At 62.8% G+C, this 18,376-nt stretch carries 17 protein-coding genes; 9 read left to right on the plus strand and 8 right to left on the minus strand.

Annotated elements, in window-relative coordinates:
• The first annotated feature begins 127 nt into the window (after positions 1-127).
• Together BHD07_RS26080 and BHD07_RS26085 are read left to right on the plus strand one after the other, a co-directional pair.
• Positions 128-811 carry a response regulator transcription factor gene (locus BHD07_RS26080; RefSeq protein ID WP_100672725.1) on the plus strand — a complete coding sequence of 228 codons (684 nt, stop codon included), beginning with the start codon at positions 128-130 and terminating at the stop codon, positions 809-811.
• Between the two features lie 32 nt (positions 812-843).
• Entirely contained in the window at positions 844-1,299 is a 456-nt protein-coding gene (locus BHD07_RS26085; RefSeq protein ID WP_100672726.1) for a cyclic nucleotide-binding domain-containing protein, read from the plus strand.
• Between the two features lie 13 nt (positions 1,300-1,312).
• On the opposite strand, the gene BHD07_RS26090 is transcribed toward BHD07_RS26085, so the two are convergent.
• The 3 genes from BHD07_RS26090 to BHD07_RS26100 all read right to left on the minus strand — a co-directional run bounded on the left by BHD07_RS26090 (position 1,313) and on the right by BHD07_RS26100 (position 4,481).
• Positions 1,313-2,119, minus strand: coding sequence for an exodeoxyribonuclease III (locus BHD07_RS26090; RefSeq protein ID WP_018097367.1), 807 nt, complete (start codon positions 2,117-2,119; stop codon positions 1,313-1,315).
• Positions 2,120-2,306: 187 nt separating this feature from the next.
• Positions 2,307-3,209, minus strand: a complete 903-nt coding sequence (locus BHD07_RS26095) for an ROK family protein (protein ID WP_338283735.1) — start codon at positions 3,207-3,209, stop codon at positions 2,307-2,309.
• Between the two features lie 15 nt (positions 3,210-3,224).
• The gene (locus BHD07_RS26100) at positions 3,225-4,481 is read right to left on the minus strand and encodes an ROK family transcriptional regulator (protein WP_338283737.1); all 1,257 of its coding nucleotides are present in this window, start codon (positions 4,479-4,481) and stop codon (positions 3,225-3,227) included.
• Positions 4,482-4,592: 111 nt separating this feature from the next.
• Here BHD07_RS26100 and BHD07_RS26105 point away from each other — a divergent pair, with 111 nt between their 5' ends.
• The 7 genes from BHD07_RS26105 (at position 4,593) to BHD07_RS26135 (ending at position 11,506) form a co-directional block, all read left to right on the plus strand.
• A complete protein-coding gene (locus tag BHD07_RS26105; protein WP_100672729.1) occupies positions 4,593-5,336 on the plus strand; it encodes an ATP-binding cassette domain-containing protein in 744 nt (247 codons plus the stop codon).
• Between the two features lie 44 nt (positions 5,337-5,380).
• On the plus strand, positions 5,381-6,361 hold the full coding sequence (locus BHD07_RS26110; protein WP_324763477.1) for an ABC transporter permease: 981 nt from the start codon (positions 5,381-5,383) through the stop codon (positions 6,359-6,361).
• 37 nt (positions 6,362-6,398) lie between these two features.
• Positions 6,399-7,412, plus strand: a complete 1,014-nt coding sequence (locus BHD07_RS26115) for a sugar-binding protein (protein ID WP_100672731.1) — start codon at positions 6,399-6,401, stop codon at positions 7,410-7,412.
• 100 nt (positions 7,413-7,512) lie between these two features.
• Positions 7,513-8,523 (plus strand): Gfo/Idh/MocA family protein, encoded by a 1,011-nt coding sequence (locus BHD07_RS26120; RefSeq protein ID WP_445190501.1) that lies wholly within the window; start codon positions 7,513-7,515, stop codon positions 8,521-8,523.
• Positions 8,524-8,793: 270 nt separating this feature from the next.
• On the plus strand, positions 8,794-9,870 hold the full coding sequence (locus tag BHD07_RS26125; protein ID WP_338283740.1) for a Gfo/Idh/MocA family protein: 1,077 nt from the start codon (positions 8,794-8,796) through the stop codon (positions 9,868-9,870).
• On the plus strand, positions 9,870-10,700 hold the full coding sequence (locus BHD07_RS26130; protein WP_338283742.1) for a sugar phosphate isomerase/epimerase family protein: 831 nt from the start codon (positions 9,870-9,872) through the stop codon (positions 10,698-10,700). The genes BHD07_RS26125 and BHD07_RS26130 overlap by 1 nt, the downstream gene beginning before the upstream one ends.
• Positions 10,697-11,506 carry an alpha/beta fold hydrolase gene (locus BHD07_RS26135; protein WP_338283744.1) on the plus strand — a complete coding sequence of 270 codons (810 nt, stop codon included), beginning with the start codon at positions 10,697-10,699 and terminating at the stop codon, positions 11,504-11,506. The genes BHD07_RS26130 and BHD07_RS26135 overlap by 4 nt, the downstream gene beginning before the upstream one ends.
• A gap of 178 nt (positions 11,507-11,684) precedes the next feature.
• On the opposite strand, the gene BHD07_RS26140 is transcribed toward BHD07_RS26135, so the two are convergent.
• The 5 genes from BHD07_RS26140 to tesB form a co-directional block, all read right to left on the minus strand.
• Positions 11,685-12,347: an outer membrane lipoprotein carrier protein LolA gene (locus BHD07_RS26140; protein WP_100672810.1), complete on the minus strand. Its 663-nt coding sequence runs from the start codon at positions 12,345-12,347 to the stop codon at positions 11,685-11,687.
• Between the two features lie 135 nt (positions 12,348-12,482).
• The gene (locus BHD07_RS26145) at positions 12,483-15,131 is read right to left on the minus strand and encodes an FtsK/SpoIIIE family DNA translocase (RefSeq protein WP_338283746.1); all 2,649 of its coding nucleotides are present in this window, start codon (positions 15,129-15,131) and stop codon (positions 12,483-12,485) included.
• A gap of 327 nt (positions 15,132-15,458) precedes the next feature.
• Positions 15,459-16,814 (minus strand): ammonium transporter, encoded by a 1,356-nt coding sequence (locus tag BHD07_RS26150; protein ID WP_338283747.1) that lies wholly within the window; start codon positions 16,812-16,814, stop codon positions 15,459-15,461.
• 27 nt (positions 16,815-16,841) lie between these two features.
• Positions 16,842-17,180: a P-II family nitrogen regulator gene (locus BHD07_RS26155; RefSeq protein WP_018097362.1), complete on the minus strand. Its 339-nt coding sequence runs from the start codon at positions 17,178-17,180 to the stop codon at positions 16,842-16,844.
• A 236-nt stretch (positions 17,181-17,416) separates the two neighbouring features.
• Positions 17,417-18,301 carry an acyl-CoA thioesterase II gene (tesB, locus tag BHD07_RS26160; protein WP_018097361.1) on the minus strand — a complete coding sequence of 295 codons (885 nt, stop codon included), beginning with the start codon at positions 18,299-18,301 and terminating at the stop codon, positions 17,417-17,419.
• Between the last annotated feature and the right edge of the window lie 75 nt (positions 18,302-18,376).

Below are 18,376 nucleotides of genomic sequence, written 5' to 3' on the forward strand. Positions count from 1 at the left end.
TTTCAGTTGCGGCCTGTTTCTATCCTAAATAGGTTAGGATTTACGGAAACATGCGGCAGCGACTGCCGCGCTTGCCAAGAGCGGCATTTGAGTTAGTTTTGAACCAGGAAGCAACAGGAACTGTCCCATGGCGACTCGCACCATCCTCCTTGTCGACGACGACGATGATCTGCGTGAGACGTTGATAGAACAGCTCTCTCTCTACGAAGAGTTCGACCTTCTGCAGGAAGCGACCGCCGGGAAGGGCATTCAGATGGCGCGTGGCCGACAGGTCGACCTCCTGATCATGGATGTCGGTCTGCCCGACATGGACGGGCGCGAGGCGGTGAAGCTCTTGCGCAAGGGCGGCTTCAAGGCCCCGATCATCATGCTGACCGGTCACGACACCGATTCCGATACGATCCTCGGCCTCGAGGCCGGCGCCAACGATTATGTGACGAAGCCGTTCCGCTTCGCCGTGCTGCTTGCCCGCATTCGCGCCCAGCTCCGCCAGCATGAGCAGAGCGAGGACGCGACCTTCAATGTCGGCCCTTACACATTCAAGCCCAGCCAGAAGCTGCTTACCATGGAGAACGGCCAGAAGATCCGACTGACCGAGAAGGAAGCCGCAATCATCCGCTATCTCTACCGCGCCGACCAGAAAGTGGTCACCCGCGACGTGCTGCTCGAGGAGGTCTGGGGCTATAATTCCGGCGTCACGACCCATACGCTCGAGACGCATGTCTACCGGCTGCGCCAGAAAATCGAGCGCGACCCTTCCAATGCCGAGATATTGGTGACAGAGAACGGCGGCTACAAGATCGTTCCCTAAGCCGAACGACATGACCGGGGGAGATTTGCCGCTTGGCGCTCAATGACGACATCGCACTCTTGTCCAACGTGTCGCTCTTCGCCGACATCGGCGAGGACAAGCTGAGGCTTATCGCCTTCGGCGCAGAGCGCCGCCGGGTGGCCAAGGGGCACGAACTCTTCCGGGAAGGCGCGCCGGCCGATTGCGCCTATGCCGTGGCGGCCGGCAGCTTCGCGCTTTCGAATGCGAATGCGCAGGGTCGCCAGCAGCAGGTGATGACCGTCGGCCGCGGCGCGCTCCTGTCCGAGCTCGCGCTCATCTCGATGGTCGAGCGCAAGTTCACCGCGACGGCGCAGGAGGACAGCGAAGTGATCCGGATCAACCGTCCGCTCTTCCGCCGGATGCTGGAGGAATATCCCGAGGTGACCGCCATGGTGGAAGCCCGCATCCGGGAAAACATCCAGGCGATGATCCGCCGCGTGGAGGCGCTTGCCGGGCGGTTTACGTAAGCGGACGGCGCCGTCAAAGCTCGAAATGGGCTATGACGGGCACATGGTCGGACGGGCGCTCCCAGCCGCGCGCTTCCTTGAGGATCTCGACGCGCACGAGCTGGCTCGCGAGATCGGCGGAGGACCAGATGTGGTCGAGCCGGCGTCCGCGGTCGGCGGCGGTCCAGTCCTTCGCCCTATAGCTCCACCAGGTGTAGAGTTTTTCCGGCGGCGGCGTGTGGAGGCGCATCAGGTCGACCCATGCACCTCCGGTCATCACCGAGACCAGGCCCTCGGTTTCGATCGGCGTATGGCTGACGATCTTGAGAAGCTGCTTGTGCGACCAGACGTCGTGCTCGAGCGGCGCGATGTTGAGGTCGCCGACGAGGATCGACGAGACGCCGGCCTCGGCCTCCGCGTGCAGGAGCTTCATCTCGTCGACGAAGTCGAGCTTGTGTCCGAACTTCGGATTGACCGTGCGGTCCGGCTCGTCGCCGCCGGCCGGTACATAGAAATTATGGAGGCGGATTGTCTTTCCACCGGCCGCGAAGACGACGGAGAGATGGCGTGCATCGCCGACGCCGCAATAGTCGCGACGGTCGGAGAGTTCATGAAGCGGCAGGCGAGAGATAGTGGCGACGCCGTGATAGCCCTTCTGCCCGTGCATCTCGATGTGTTCGTAGCCGAGCTTCCTCAGCGGCGCCGAGGGGAACTGGTCGTTCCGACACTTGATTTCCTGCAGGCAGAGAATGTCCGGCTGCCATGTCTTGAGGAAATGTTCGACCAGCGGCATGCGCAGGCGAACGGAGTTGATGTTCCATGTGGCGATGGAAAGAGGCATTCCTCGTTCTCCCGGGAAATTGCCGGAAAAGGATCACGCGTCCGGCAACGGGAGCGTTTAAACAGGTTAGGCACCGATCGACAAGCTTGAAAAAATCGCCCGGTGCGGAGATCGCGCAAGGCTTCCTGTCGGCGCCGCTTTCGCAGCCGGCAGTCAAGACGCGTTCTCGCGCGGATCTGCCGACGGATTAAGCCGCCATGTCGCCAAGACGAACGGCACCGAAAATGGCTGCCTGCCAGCCCAGTGTGGCCCAGCGTATGTCGATGGAGTGAATCGAGCCGGAATGCGGCAATGCGCCAACAATGCGCTGGGTGAGCGTGTTGCGCGGATAGCCGTCCATGTCGATGACGCCGCCGCCCAGCAGAACGATGCGTGGCGAAAACAACACCGTCGCTCTGGCAACGGTTATCGCCTGCTGCCACAATATGTCGTCGAGAGCGTCGCACAATTCCGGCGACTGCGCAGCAGCCTGGAAGAGGTCCTTCACGGCGACGCCATGTGCAGATGCGAGGTCCACCAGAGTTGCACCAGAGGCGTACGCCTCGATCCGCTTGGGGAATTCCTGACGGTCACCCGGCTCGAGCACCGGCATGTGGCCGATTTCAAGCGCCCACCCGCCGCCACGAAAAATGCCGTTTTCGCCAAGGTAAGCGGCACCGATTCCGGTGCCGAAGTAGACAGCCAACACCTCGCATTCGTTGGCAATCGCGCCGCAGGCGCTTTCCCCGAGCAACTGCAGAACCACGTCCCGCTCCAACTGGACGGGAACCGAAAGCGTGGAAGCCAATTCGGAGGCCAGGTGAACGCCGTTTAGTTCGGGGACGTTTGCGGCATGGATGATCGTATCGCAGTCACGTCCGATGAACCCGGGGACAGTTGCCACCACCCGGTCGATGGTCAGGCCGGCATCGACGGACGCACATTGCAGGAGCCGGGCGAGTTTGGCCGCAGGAGCGCCTCGGCGAAGATTACTCGTCGAAAAGGTGCGCGTGACTTCGAGCGGCACACCATGATCCGCAAAACCGATCTTGACCGAGGTTCCCCCGATTTCGGCAACGGCGATCGTTTCGGAGGCGGCTTTGAGCGTCATGAAAACTCCTGTCTGTCAACGAACGGCGACATCGCGCGTGTGCGGGCGCGTATTGCCTGCAAGCATTGCCTGATGCAGAAGATAGGCAGCACCCAGGGCGGGGCCGTCGTTGCCGGTGCTTGACGTTTCGACGCGGGGCATCGGATAGCCTTCGATGAGAGACGCGGCCAACAAAGCCTCCGTTTGTTCGGCCACGAAGGGATAGATCGCGCTGACCGATCCGGCGAGGATGATGCGGCCCGGCTGCAGGACGCAGGCAAGGGTCGCCAGCCCCCGAACCAGCCAGCGAGCCCAGTCGCGGGCGCAGGCAAGCGCGGTGGGGTCACCCGACGACAGCACTGCGATAAACGCGTCAAGCGAACTAATGACGCCGCTGATATGTGCGTATCGGGCAAGGAGGGCGTCCTTGCCTATAAATGTTTCCCACCGACCAGGACGCACAGCGTCATAAACGAAGCCAGCCTCTCCGATCGGCATATGGCCGATCTCGCCAGCGCCGCCCAACTGACCGCGATGCAGCTTGCCATTGCTGACGATGCCGCCCCCAACGCCGTTCTCTATGAGAACGACGAGGCTGTCATCGCCCTCGCCGTCCGGCGGAGCCGAGCGATAGGTCTCAGCCACGGCCACCGCATTGGCGTCGTTTTCGAGGAGCACCGGGACACCAAGGCCGATGGACTCGGAAATCAGTTGCGCGAGGCTGACCCCATGCCAGCCCAAAATGGCGGCATGAAAGGTTTCGCCGTCCCCATCCAGGAAGCCCGGCAGCGCTACGTTGAGGCCATGGGGCCGTGCGCCGGGAGGCAACGTTCTGCGCACCTCATCAACCAGTGCTACGATGAGTTTCATCGCTTGAGCGGGCCTGCTTGCCGCACCCGAGAATGGGCGGGTGGCCTTCGCTCGGACTTTTCCCGAAAGGTCGATGGCGATGACGTCGATCCGGTTCACGCCGATATAGGCGCCGAGAAAGAAGACACCGCTGCCGGCGATTTCAACGACGATCCCGGGGCGACCGACCTTGGCCCCTGCTTCGTTGCCCGTTGTCGATTCCCGTTCCCGCGCCAAACCAGCATCGACAAGGCTTTGCACCAGAGTCCCCGTGGTCGAGCGGGTCAGATCGAGCTCACGGGCCAAGGATGCGCGAGTCAGCCCACCCGTGCGAAACAGTGCCGAAAGCGCGCGCGCTTCGTTCGGACGAAAAAGCAGTGTGTTTGACAATTTGAAGCCTATTTGTTCGATAAAATTACTAATACCCTCAGACAGTGCTGTCAATTGGGCCGATTCTTGATGCATTGCAGCATAGAAAAGCGGATATGCCGCTATTGACGGTCAAGGGAAACGGTGTTTTGTTCGGTTACGCTACAAAAATTCCGGTAGGGTGCAATGACGGTTTTGGCGCGACTCGAAAACATCGTGAAGGATTTCGGTGCCGTCCGCGCACTCGATGGCGTCACCCTCGAAATCAACCAGGGCGAGATTCTTGGCCTGATGGGGGACAACGGGGCCGGCAAGTCGACGTTGGTGAAAACCATCGCCGGAAACTTCCAGCCGTCTTCCGGTTCCTACACCCTGGAAGGTGAGCCCGTGGTCTTTTCCGGACCGGCGGAAGCTCGTCGCCATGGAATAGAGGTCGTCTATCAGGATCTGGCGATCTGCGACAACCTGACCGCGTCGGCGAACGTCTTCCTCGGCCGCGAATTGATGCGGCAGATCGGGCCGTTCAAGGTGCTCGATCACAAGCGCATGAACGCCCGCTCGGCCGAGATATTCCGGGAACTCAAATCCGAGACCCGCCCGGCCGATCTCGTGGTGCGCATGTCCGGCGGCCAGCGTCAAGCGGTGGCAATTGCTCGTACCCGGCTCGCCAGGTCGAAAATCGTCCTTATGGACGAACCTACGGCGGCAATCAGTGTCCGGCAGGTTGCCGAGGTGCTGGCCCTGATCCGCCGCATGAAGGCACAAGGCCTTTCCGTGATCCTGATCAGCCATCGCATGCCCGATGTCTTCGAGGTTTGCGACAGGGTCGTGGTGCTGCGTCGGGGTCGCAAGGTGGCCGACAAGATGATCGAGCAATCGAGCCCCGAAGAAGTGACCGGCCTGATAACCGGCGCGATCCAGACGGCCTGATTCCGGAGAAACAACGCATGAGTGCTCCCGAGGAAGTTCCCCACATGGATGTCGATCTCCTGAAGAGCTCCGACCGCCCTTTCTGGAGCCGCGTATTCCTTGCACAGGAGACGTGGATAGCACTGGCTATCCTGGTGATAGGCCTGGTCGTATCGGTCATCTCGGCAAAGTTCGCGACTTCCGGAAACCTCCTCAACATTTTCCAGAATGCCTGCTTCATCGGGATCATGGCGCTCGGCATGACGCCGGTGCTCATCAGCGGCGGTATCGATATCTCCGTCGGATCGATCCTCGGCATGTGCGGGGTGACGCTCGGCATCGTGCTCAATTCGGACATGCCGCTCGCGGTCGGCATCCTCGCGACACTCGCCATGGGTGTCGTCTGCGGCATGGTCAACGGAGTCATCATCTCCTACGTCAAGCTCCCGCCATTCATCGTCACGCTTGCTACCCTATCCATCGGACGCAGCCTCGCGCTGGTGCTCACGAACAACGAGGTGTTCTACGAATTCGGACAGGCCACCGACGGTATCATCGCGCTCGGCGGCGGCTATAGTTTCGGACTGCCCAATGTCGTCTATGCTCTCGTCGCCGGCGTGATCATCCTGCATTTCCTGCTGACCATGACGCGGTGGGGCCGCTACCTGTTCGCGATCGGCGGCAACGAGGCTGCGGCGCGAGTGGCGGGCATCCCTGTGGACCTCATCAAGGTCTCGGCCTACGCCTTCAACGGGCTGATGGTCGCCATAACGGCCGTGTTCCTGGTCGGCTGGCTTGGCGCCGTCACCAACGCGATCGGAACCGGATACGAGTTGCAGGTCATCGCGTCGACGGTCATCGGTGGAGCGTCGCTGACAGGCGGGTTCGGCACTGCGCTCGGCGCAGCCATCGGCGCGATCCTCGTAGAGGTTATCCGCAATGCCCTGCTGATCGCAGGGGTAAACCCGTTCTGGCAGGGAATGTTCGTGGGAAGTTTCATTCTAGCCGCGGTCCTGCTCGAAAGAATCCGCTCGCTGCGTCGGTGAGCGCGTCCGCATCAACAAGGAAAAGGGAGGAACTTCAATGCAACCAGTACACACTCTCACGGCAGCCCTTTCGGTGGCCTGCCTGGCCGTCGGCTTGACTGTGCCCCAGGCCAACGCTGCCGATCGCGAATTCGCCCTCGTCTTCAAGGTGCTCAACAACGCCTTCAGCCCGCCGATCCAGCAGGGGTGCGAGGCCGCCGCGAAGAAGCTGGGCGATGTCACCTGCACCTATCTCGGCCCGACCGAGTATGACGAAGCCAAGCAGGTCCAGCTTGCCCAGGATATGGTCACCCGCGGAGTGGCCGGCCTCGGCGTTTCGGCCGGCAACCCGAAGGCCATGGCTCGCATTATGAAAATGGCCCAGGATAAAGGCATTCCGGTCGTGACTTTCGACACGGACGTTCTGCCCGAAGATGCAGGCCTGCGCTCGACCTACATCGGAACCGACAATTATGAATTCGGCATCGCATTGGCGCAGAAGGTGCTGGAGACCAAGAAGGACGGCGGCACCGTCTGCATCCAGTCGGGTGCGCCTGCATCCGAGAACCTGAAAGCCCGCGTCCAAGGCATCCGCGACACTCTTGCGGGCGTCACGAAGGACAAGGGTGCGGAAACGCTGACCGGTCAGAACGGATGGATCGAGCCGGCAGGTTGCCCTGTCTATAATAATGACGACATCACGCTTGCCGCCCAGCAGGTGCGCGACGTGATGACGAACAACCCCGAGCTTAGCGCTTTCATCGCGGTCGGCGGCTGGGCCCAGTATGCTCCGCAGGCTTACAAGCAGGCCATGGAGCCGCTCAAGGCACGCCTCGACAGCAAGGACCTGGTCGTGGTGTTCGGCGACAATTTCGGCCCGCAGTTGCCCCTGCTGGCCGAAGGACTCAGCCACTACAACATCGGCCAGCGTCCCTATGACATGGGTTATGAAACCATCATGGCGCTGGACAAGCTGACCAAGGGCGAAAAAGTGGAGCCGTTCATCAAGACCGGTACCGAGGTTTGCACCCCGGAGGACGCGCTGACGACCTGCGGCAAGACTGCGAACTAGTCCTTTTCCATTCCCCATCCCGCCCCTGTTTCGGCCGGGATGGGGACTTGTACTCGGCAAACCGCCCGCCGGGCGCAGGCTCTCCATCACTCAAGGGCCGATGGCCCTGACGGACTTTTGCATGGCTTCTCGACGTTTCAGACTGGGTATGGTGGGTGGCGGTCAGGGCGCCTTCTTCGGTGCAGTCCACCGCCGCGCGGCGGCGATGACGCATCGTTTCGAGTTTGTCGCCGGTGCGCTGTCGAGTGATCCGACGCGCGCCCTGGAAAGTGCCGACGCGCTGTATCTCGACCGCGATCGCAGCTACACCGACTTTGCCGCCATGGCGGCCGCCGAGGCCGGACGCGACGACGGCATCGACCTCGTGGCCGTCGTAACGCCCAACCACATCCACGCTCCCGCTTCTCTTGCCTTCCTGGCGTCGGGCATCAGCGTCATGTGCGACAAGCCGCTGACCGCGACGCTCCCCGAGGCTCTCGAAGTCGAGCAGGCGGCAAAGGCCGGCACAGCGCTTTTCGGCGTCAGCTACACGAACGCCGGCTTCGACATGGTTCGGGAAGCACGCGCTGTCGTCGAAAGCGGAGCCGTCGGCGAAATCCGACTCGTGCGGGTTGAGTTTCCCCAGGAATGGCTCGCCTCGGCGACCGAGGCCGAGGGCAACAAACAGGCCGAATGGCGCACCGATCCGAAGCGAAGCGGCGCGGGTAGCCTCGGCGATATCGGAACGCATGCCTTCCACCTTGCCGAGTTTATCAGCGGACTCCAGTGCATCATGGTGTCGGCCGAGGTCGACAGCTTTGTCCCCGGGCGACAGGTCGACGACAACGTTTCCGTTCAGCTTCGGTTCGAAAATGGCGCCAAGGGCAGCTTGTGGGCAAGCCAATGGCCTTCGCATAGAGATTTATGGCGACAAAGCGTCGCTCGGCTGGGGTGTGGCGGACGCGAACGTTCTGCACTTCTGCCCGCTGGGCGGGCAGCGGATTACCATCGATCGCGCTTCACATGGCACTGTGGTCAAAGGACACATGCCGCCCGGACATCCACAAGGCTTCGTCGAGGCGCTTTCGCAACTTTACGCCGACATGGCGGACCAGCTCGAAGCTCGCCTTAACGGCGTGGCCGCGTCCTCGAAATCTCTCCTCTTGCCCGGCATAGACGCCGGGGTGCGAGGAATGAGGTTCATCGACGCGACGCTGCGCTCAGGCAGCGCCGAAGGAAGATGGATCACGCTCTAGATCACGATGTTTTCATGCCGGATGGACCTGAAACTTCGTGACCGGCTTCCGGGAGTTAGAGCGGGATTCGCGCGGAAAACCGTACACACCACTTACTTTGACGCCCGACGGCTGCCGCTCTGTGAACAAACTTAAGGAACTCTAGAATGCCAGCAAAACAGGAACGCCGCCTTCGAGTGGGTGTGCTCGGTGCCGGGCAGATCGCCCAGGCCGCTCATTTCGAGGCCTGCACGAAGGCTGTCAATGCCGATCTCCATGCTATCTGCGATGTCGCCGATGACCTGCGCGAACGCATGGCGATCACCCACGGTGCAGCGAAGACCTACGACGACTACGACAGGATGCTTGCCGATCCCGATATCGAAGCCGTGATCATCGCGACCGCCGACGCCTTCCACGTCCCGGCCTCGCTGCGCGCACTCGAAGCCGGCAAGCATGTGCTCTGCGAAAAACCCGTCGGCGTGACGGTCGAGGAGTGCCTCGATCTCAGAGAGGCCGTCGAAAAGGCCGGCAAGATATTTCAGGTCGGCCACATGAAGCGCTTTGATGCCGGTCTCCAGGCGGCAAAAGCCTTCATTGCCGACGAGATGGGCGAGATGATCGCCCTCAAGGCCTGGTATTGCGACAGCACGCACCGCTATGCGATGACGGATGCAGTCCAGCCGCTGATCGTTACCAGCGCCAATGCGAAAAAGCCTTCGGCCAATCCGAAGGCGGATCTGCGCCGCTACTACATGCTGGCCCATGGCTGCCACCTCATCGACACGGCGCGTTACTTCGGCGGCGACATCGTCTCGGTGCAGGCGCGGCTTTCCGAGCGGGCCGGCATCTGGTGCTGGTTCGTTGACGCCGAGTTCGCTTCCGGCACGCTCGGCCACCTCGATCTGACCGTGCAAGTCCGCATGGACTGGCACGAGGGTTTCCAGATTTACGGCGAGAAGGGCAGCGTTCTCGGCAAGACCTATAACCCCTGGTACTACAAGACGAGCGAGGTGGACATTTTCCGCGAGGCCGAGGGCGCGACGCATCGGGTGCTCGGTGCTGACGGTCATTTCTATCGCCGCCAGGTCGAAGGTTTTGCACGCACCATCCTCGATGGTGCGCCGATGGAAGGCGCCGGCATCGACGACGGCCTCGCCTCGGTGCGCGCCATGGTCGCCATCGCCCGCTCGGTGGCGAGCGGCAAGGCGGTTGCGCTTGCCGATGTCGAGGGTGGCGTCTGATGAAGCTCGGAATCTTCGCCAAGACCTTTGAAGGCACGCAACCGGGTGCGGTGCTCGATGCCGTCGCGGCTGCCGGGTTTGCCGCCGCGCAATACAACATGGCCTGCTCGGGCCTCGCCTCCATGCCTGAAGGCATCGACGAGCGGCAGGCGTGCGCCGTTGCCGATGCGGCGAAGAAGGCCGGTATCGAAATCGCGGCGGTCTCCGGCACCTACAATATGATCCATCCCGACCAGGCGATGCGCGAGGCCGGCCACCGCCGGCTGGCCGTTCTGGCGGAACGCAGCCACGCCATGTCCACCCGCCTCATCACGCTCTGCACCGGCACGCGTGATCCGCTCGACCAGTGGAGGGAGCACCCCGAAAACGACACGCCGGAAGCCTGGCGCGATCTGCTCCGGGCCATGGAGAAGGCGATCGGCATTGCAGACCGCTGCGACGTCGATCTCGGCATCGAGCCGGAGCTTGCCAATGTCGTCAACTCGGCGGAAAAGGCCCGCCGGCTGATCGACGAGATGCGGAGCCCGCGTATCAAAATCGTGCTCGACCCCGCCAATCTCTTTGAAACGACAACGCTTGACGAGCAGCGGACGACCGTGTCCGCGGCAATCGATCTTCTCGCCGACCGCATCGTCATGGCGCATGCGAAGGACCGGAATCCGGACGGCAGTTTTGCGACCGCTGGAAAGGGGGTGCTCGACTACGCACATTACCTCGCTCGCCTGAAGGCCATCGGCTTTACCGGCAGCCTGATCGCTCATGGGCTTGCAGCAAGCGAGGCCAAGGACGTTGCCCGCTTCCTCTCCGAAAAGCTCGAGGCGGGGCCATGAACATAAACTTCGAGACACGCGACGGCACGCGGCTGAATGTCGACACGGCGGGCGAGGGCACGCCGGTTGTCTTCCTGCACGGACTTTGCGGCGACGCGGGCCAGGCCTCCGAAGCGTTTCCTGGCGAATCCGGCTTCCGTCGCGTCACGATCGAGGCCCGCGGTCATGGTCGATCGCAGTCCGGCGGACTCGACAGGCTTTCGATCGAAACCTTCGCGAATGACGTTGCCGCCTATGTGGAGGCCAATCTGGGCGTGCCTGTCATCATCGGCGGCATTTCCATGGGCGCGGCGATTTCGCTTCGCCTGGCCGTAAAGCGTCCCGATCTCGTACGGGCCCTTGTCCTTGCCCGGCCCGCCTGGCTGACGGCATCGGCGCCGGAAAATATGATCCCGAATGCCGAAGTCGGCCACCTTTTGACCCGTCTGCCGCCGCCAGCGGCAAAGGCCGCTTTCCTTGAAGGTCCCATCGGGCAGCGTCTTGCGGCGGCCGCGCCGGACAATCTGGCCTCGCTCACCGGCTTTTTTGCGCGGGAGCCCATCGAGGTCACCGCCGCGCTCCTCACCGCCGTTTCCAGCGACGGCCCGGGAGTCACGGAGGCTGATCTCGCCCGCATCGCCGTCCCGACGCTCGTCATCGGCCATGAACGCGATCTCGTTCATCCCATCGCCCACGCGCGTGCGCTGGCGGAGAAAATCCCCGCTGCACGCTTCGTCCAGATCACCCCCAAGGCGGAAGACAAGGCGCGATACGTCGCCGATTTCCACCACGCCATGCGCAGGTTCCTGAAGGATTTTCAGAGATGACCGTCGCCGCAAGCGGGCAAGCTTGTCGAGCGCATCGGTCGGCGCGGGATTTGTGTCGTCTCTGCGGCGCGAGCCCGCGCCGGGGATCCCGCACCTCAACAGGCTTAAAGCAAAGCACTTCCAGGAAGAATGTCTTCCGTTCTGAAGTGCCTGGTTTCAACGTCGGAGCATTTCGCGATCAGCCGCCGCGGCGCTTGTTGCGCACCTCGTCATAGGGGATGCGGAAGACCTTGTCGTCGAGCGCGATGCCGGTCCGGACGTTGAAGATCATCACCGAGGTGTCCTTCTTTTGCGCATCGGTGATCGTCCACTGCCGCAGATTGTAGCTCTTCGGATCGAACATCATCGTGATGGTCGAATCTCCGAAGATGGAGCGGTCGCCGAGTACGATGGTGATGAGGTCCGCTTCCACCCTCACGTCGCGTACCATCCTGCTGCTCAAGTCGATCCTTTCGCTGAGCAGCAGATTGAGCGGGGTCTTCGAGAGCGGATAGATATCCCAGGTCTTGAGCTTCATATTGCCGATGACGACGGACTTGCCGTCGGCGATGACCCGCATCGGCGAGGGTGCTTCGTAATTGAAGCGGATGCGACCCGGCCGGCGGATATAGAACTTGCCGCCCGTCTGTTCGCCGCGCGGGCCGAACTGGACGAATTCGCCGGCCATGGTCTTCACGGACGAGAAATGATCCGCGATCCTCTGGGCAACGGCGGACGCCTGAGCCGAAGCGTCGCCGGCGCCGAACGTCGTGGCGCCGAAGCCGGCGAGAGCCGCCAGGCCGCCAACGAAGACGCGCCGCGAGATTGCCCCGTTGCGGCCGTCGGTTTTGGTCTCCATCATCGCAGTCTCCTTCATTCGTGACCATTTGAAGGGCAAGTGGGGCGCCTTCAAGGCGTTGGAAAACCCCGAAAACACGACGCCTTCAAATGACCGTTACCGCCCGCCGCGCGCTGATCACGCCGCTGTGGCGCTGTCTTACCGGCCGGTGATCTCCGCTTCGGTCGGCACCAGTATCTCGCGCTTTCCGGCGTGGTTCGCGGGGCTGATGATCCCTTCCTGCTCCATCCGCTCGATCAGCGAGGCGGCCCTATTATAGCCGATACCGAGGCGGCGCTGCACGTAGGAGGTCGAAGCCTTGCCGTCGCGCAGCACGATCGCCACCGCCTGGTCGTAGGGGTCCTCGGAATCGGCGAGGTTGGAGGTGCCGGCCGGCCCGCCGCCGTCACTCTCGTCCTCGTCGTCCTCGGTGATCGCGTCGAGATATTGCGGCACGCCTTGCGTCTTCAGATAGGCAACGACCTCTTCGACCTCGGTGTCCGAGACGAAGGGTCCGTGCACGCGCTGGATACGGCCGCCGCCGGCCATGTAGAGCATGTCGCCCATGCCCAGGAGCTGTTCGGCCCCCTGTTCGCCGAGGATGGTGCGGCTGTCGATCTTTGAGGTCACCTGGAAGGAGATGCGGGTCGGGAAGTTCGCCTTGATCGTGCCGGTGATGACGTCGACCGAGGGGCGCTGTGTCGCCATGATGACGTGGATGCCGGCAGCACGCGCCATCTGCGCAAGCCGCTGGACGGCGCCTTCGATATCCTTGCCGGCGACCATCATCAGGTCGGCCATCTCGTCGATGATGACGACGATATAGGGCATCGGCGAAAGATCGAATTCCTCCGTCTCGTAGACGGCCTCGCCGGTCTGTCGGTCGAAGCCGGTCTGGACGGTGCGCGTGATCGCCTCGCCCTTGGCCAGTGCCTGCTCGACGCGGCTGTTGAAGCCGTCGATGTTGCGCACGCCGATCTTCGACATCTTCTTGTAACGCTCTTCCATCTCGCGCACGGTCCATTTCAGCGCCACGACCGCCTTCTTGGGGTCCGTCACGACCGGCGAGAGAAGGTGCGGGATGCCGTCATAGACGGAGAGCTCGAGCATCTTCGGATCGATCATGATGAGGCGGCACTGATCGGGTCTCAGCCGGTAGAGCAGCGACAGGATCATGGTGTTGATCGCCACCGACTTGCCCGAGCCGGTGGTGCCGGCGACGAGCAGATGCGGCATCTTGGCGAGATCGACAACGACGGATTCGCCGCCGATCGTCTTGCCGAGCGCCATGGCGAGCTTCGTCTTGGTCGTCTCGAAGTCGCGGGAGCCGATCAGTTCGCGCAGATAGACCATCTCGCGCCGCTGGTTCGGCAGCTCGATGCCGATGGCGTTGCGGCCGGGTACGACTGCGACGCGTGCGGCGATCGCGCTCATGGAACGGGCGATGTCGTCGGCGAGACCGATGACCCGCGACGATTTGATCCCGGGCGCGGGTTCCAGCTCATAGAGGGTGACGACGGGGCCCGGACGGACATGGATGATCTCGCCCTTGACGCCGAAATCCTCGAGGACGCCTTCGAGCATGCGGGCGTTCTGCTCGAGCGCATCGGCCGAAAGCGAGGCGTCGCGCGCGACATTCTTCGGCTCGGCGAGGAAATGGATCGGCGGAAGCGTGAAATCGCCGTCTTCATCGACGAACGAGCGCTGCGCCTCGCGCTCGACGCGCTGCCCGGCTTTCGGCCGCGGCGGCGGCGGGGCGACGCGCGAACCCGCCATTGCCACAGCCGGCTTCGGCGGTGCAGGCCGCGGAGCCCAGTCTGCGGCCACGTCGTCTTCGTCGTCCGGCAGGATGCCGGCGGGCCGTCGCTCGTCGATATCGAAGGGCGGGTCGTCTTCGTCGCCCGTGATCGGCGGCGGGGTGACGATGCGGCGCTCGGTGCGATCGAGCGAGGGCTCGATACGACCGGCCTGCGCCTTCGGCCGGACCGGCTCGTTCAATGTGCCGAATTCGTCGTTGTTGAAGTCGTAGGGCTCGTCATACTGCCGCTTCGCCGGCTTTGCTCCCATGCCGAAGGCACGGCGAAGCCTGGCCTGCGCCGTGTAGCGCATATGGGCGAGCGAGCCCATCAGCACCGTAAGGGGGCCTTCTTCGTCTTCCTCTTCGAGTTCGTCGCGTATGGTGCGCGCCTTGCTGGGTGCAGGCTCCGGGGCCGGTTCTGCTTCTTCATCCTCGCTGACGCCGATGAGGCCGGCGCTGTAGACGAGGCACCAGGCTGCCGGTGCGGTGAAGAGGCAGGCGAGTACGGTCGCGAAGGTGCCCGTCGGGAAGGTTCCGGTGAAGAGCGCGGGAAAACGCAGGATCATGTCCCCGAAGACGCCTCCGAGGCCATTCGGCAGCGGCCAGGTGATCGGCGCCGGAACGCAGCTCAAGGCCGCGCTCGCCAGCACCGAGCCGGCGAACCACAGGCCGAGCCGCTTGAGCACCCTGTCGAAATGCGTGCCGCGGATGAGAACGAGAGCCCAGGCGACGGCCGGCAGCAGCGCCACGACGCTCGCAAGGCCGAAGAACTGCATGAAGATGTCCGCGAAGACGGCGCCGCCATAGCCGAGCAGGTTGGTCGGCTCGTTCGAAGTTGCATAGGAAAAGCTCGGATCCGCGACGTTCCATGTCGAAAGGGCGGCAATGGCGAGCGCCAGCGCACCGACGAGAACGAACCCCGCCAGCGAGGCGATCTGCCGCCAGACGAAGTGGGTCAGCACGAACCGGTTGGAACGGCTGTCAAGCGTTGCGGTATTGCTTCTGCTCATGTTGCCTGCTTTGCCCGTTTCGATCCGCCGGAACGAGAGCGCGCGAAAAGGCCGCCCATGAATATTCCAGCCCTTTTGGTGAGGAGCAGCCTTCTCACCCTCAATCAGGGCGAAAAGCGGGATGCTCCGGGCACATTGCGTGCCCATGGAATCAACCTAAGCGAAGTAGGGTTAATGTGACATTAACCATGCGCGTGTGCCGGCAAAATTGCCGTTGGGGGCGCGTATGCAGCGAAAAAAGGCCCGGATCGCGAGATCCGGGCCAAGGGCGATCCGCAGACTGCGGACCGCGACGGGACTTTTGGCGGCGTCGTTTGCCGACGCTGCTCAGCTCGCGTGATAGGCGGCTTCGCCATGCGAGGAGAGGTCGAGCCCTTCCCGCTCCGCTTCCATCGATACGCGAAGGCCGACAAGCGCATCGACCACCTTGTAGAGGATGGCGGATACGATACCGCACCAGACGATCGTGATGGCGACGGCCGTGATCTGGGTCATCAACTGGCTTCCCATGGTCACGCCGTCGGCATAGCCGATGCCGCCGAGCGAGGAGGAGGCGAAGACGCCGGTCGCGATCGCGCCGAAGAAGCCGCCGACGCCGTGCACCCCGAAGACGTCTGCCGTGTCGTCATAGTGGAACTTGTTCTTGATCACCGAGACGAAGAAGTAGCAGAGCGGCGAGACGATCAGGCCCATGATGATCGCGCCCATCGGACCGGCGATACCGGCCGCCGGCGTGACGGCGACGAGCCCGGCGATCATGCCCGATGCGGCACCGAGCATCGAAGCCTTGCCGCGCGTAAGCGTCTCGACGAGCGACCACGAAAGGACTGCGGCAGCCGTTGCGAGGAAGGTGTTGACGGTGGCGAGAACCGCACCGCCGGAGGCTTCGAGATTGGAGCCGGCGTTGAAGCCGAACCATCCGAACCACAGCATGGCAGCGCCGACGAGCGTCAGGGTCATGGAATGCGGGGCCATCATGTCCCGGCCGTAGCCGGTGCGCTTGCCGACCATGAATGCACCGACGAGGCCGGCGACGCCGGCATTGATGTGGACCACGGTGCCGCCGGCGAAATCGAGCGCGCCCATGCCGAAGAGCAGGCCGTTGGCGTCCCAGACCATGTGCGCAATCGGGAAATAGACGAATGTCGCCCAGAGGATGGCGAAGAGGATCGCGGCCGAGAACTTGATGCGCTCGGCAAAGGCGCCGACGATGAGCGCCGGGGTGATCGCGGCGAAGGTCATCTGGAACAGCATGAAAAGATATTCCGGAATGACGACGCCGTCGGAGAAGGTCGCCGCGGTGCTGTCGACGGTCACGCCCGCGAGGAAGAGCTTGGCGAAGCCGCCGAAATAGGCGCTCGTCGAGCCGCCGAAGGCAAAGGAATAACCGTAGACGACCCAGACGATCATCATGACGGCGCCGATGACCGTGCACTGCATCAGCACCGACAGCATGTTCTTGGCGCGCACGAGGCCGCCGTAGAATAGGGCGAGGCCCGGAATCAGCATGAACAGGACGAGAAGGGTCGAAAGGAACATGAAGGTGGTATCGGCCTTGTCCGGCACCGGCGTTGCGGCCGCGGCGGGCGCCGCTTCCTGGGCAAACGCGACGACCGGCGCGAGCATCGCGGCAGCAGTCGCTCCCACGCGTCGAAGAGAGTTGGAAAGGGTGAATGACGACATCGAAAATAGCTCCCTGAACGGCGTGGTTTACAACGCTTCTGAGTCGGTCTCGCCGGTGCGGATGCGCACGGCATGGTCAATCGAGTAGACGAAGATCTTGCCGTCGCCGATCTGGCCGGTCTTGGCGGCCGAAGCGATGGCTTCGACGGCCTTGTCGACGATCTCCGTCGCGACCGCGATCTCGACCTTCAGCTTAGGCAGAAAGCTCACGGCATATTCGGTGCCGCGGTAAATCTCGGTGTGCCCCTTCTGGCGGCCGTAGCCCTTCACTTCGGTCACGGTCAAACCCTGGATGCCAACGGCAGTGAGGGCTTCGCGAACCTCATCGAGCTTGAACGGCTTGATAATGGCCATCACAATTTTCATCGAGTTCCCATCCTTGTCTGCCTCCAGCGGAGGCCGTCTCTCCTTGCTGCTTGAGCGCCTGACGCGCTGGCAACCGGACAGCTACATTCAAGGGGCGTGCCAGATTCGATGAGGCAGAACAAACCACTGAAATCTAATGGAAAAAACACGTTCGGCGAGGGGGCTGCCGCGGAACGCTGAAAATAGGCCAGTCGGAATGATTAAAATATGAGCAGAATCCGAAAAATGGCAAAAAATTACGCAATTGCCTTTTTGCGGATCAATCCTTCCTGCGCGACAGAGGCGATCAGAACGCCGGAGCGGTCGAAAAGACTGCCGCGGGTCATTCCGCGGGCACCATGCGCGCTGGGGCTGTCCTGGGTATAGAGCAGCCAATCGTCCATTTTCGAGGGCCGGTGGAACCACATGGCGTGGTCGAGGCTGGCGACCTGGAGGCTGCGGTCGAAGACCGATGTGCCGTGTGCGTAAAGCGACGTGTCGAGGAGCGTCATGTCGGAAAGATAGGCGAGGACCGCGGCCTGGAGATGGCGCTCGTCAGGCACCGTCCCGACCGCTTTCACCCATACGTCCTGCTTCGGTGACGCCTTTGCGCGCGAGAAATAGTGTTCGAGCGAGACGGGCCGGATTTCGATCGGCCGCGGCCGCTCCCAATAGCGGCGGATCGCCTCCGGCGCGTGGACGAGAAACTTCTCCTTGAGTTCCTGCTCGCCCGGCAGCGTCTCCGGCATCGGCACTTCCGGCATGTCGAACTGGTGCTCGAATCCATCCTCGTCGTACTGGAAGGAGGCGGACATGGCGAAGATGGCCTTGCCGTGCTGGATCGCCACCACGCGCCGCGTCGCGAAGCTCGAGCCGTCGCGGATCCGGTCGACCTCGTAGATGATCGGAACGGAAGGGTCGCCCGGACGCATGAAATAGGCGTGCAGCGAGTGAACGTAGCGGCCCCCGTCGACCGTGCGCTGGGCGGCGACCAGCGCCTGGCCGATCACCTGGCCGCCGAAGACCCGCTGCCAGCCGACCTGCGGGCTCAAGCCCCGGAACAGGTTTTCCTCGAGCTTCTCGAGGTCGAGTATTGCAAGGAGCGCATCCATGGGCGTGGCGGTCTCGGTAGGGCGCGACATTTTCGGCGGTCTCCGATGGTAGGAACGGCGTTGGCATTGATCTATATAGGCACGAGATGATGCTTCAAGTGCGAC

It is taken from the genome of Sinorhizobium sp. KGO-5, from assembly GCF_036245905.1.
Lineage (GTDB): Bacteria > Pseudomonadota > Alphaproteobacteria > Rhizobiales > Rhizobiaceae > Sinorhizobium > Sinorhizobium meliloti_A.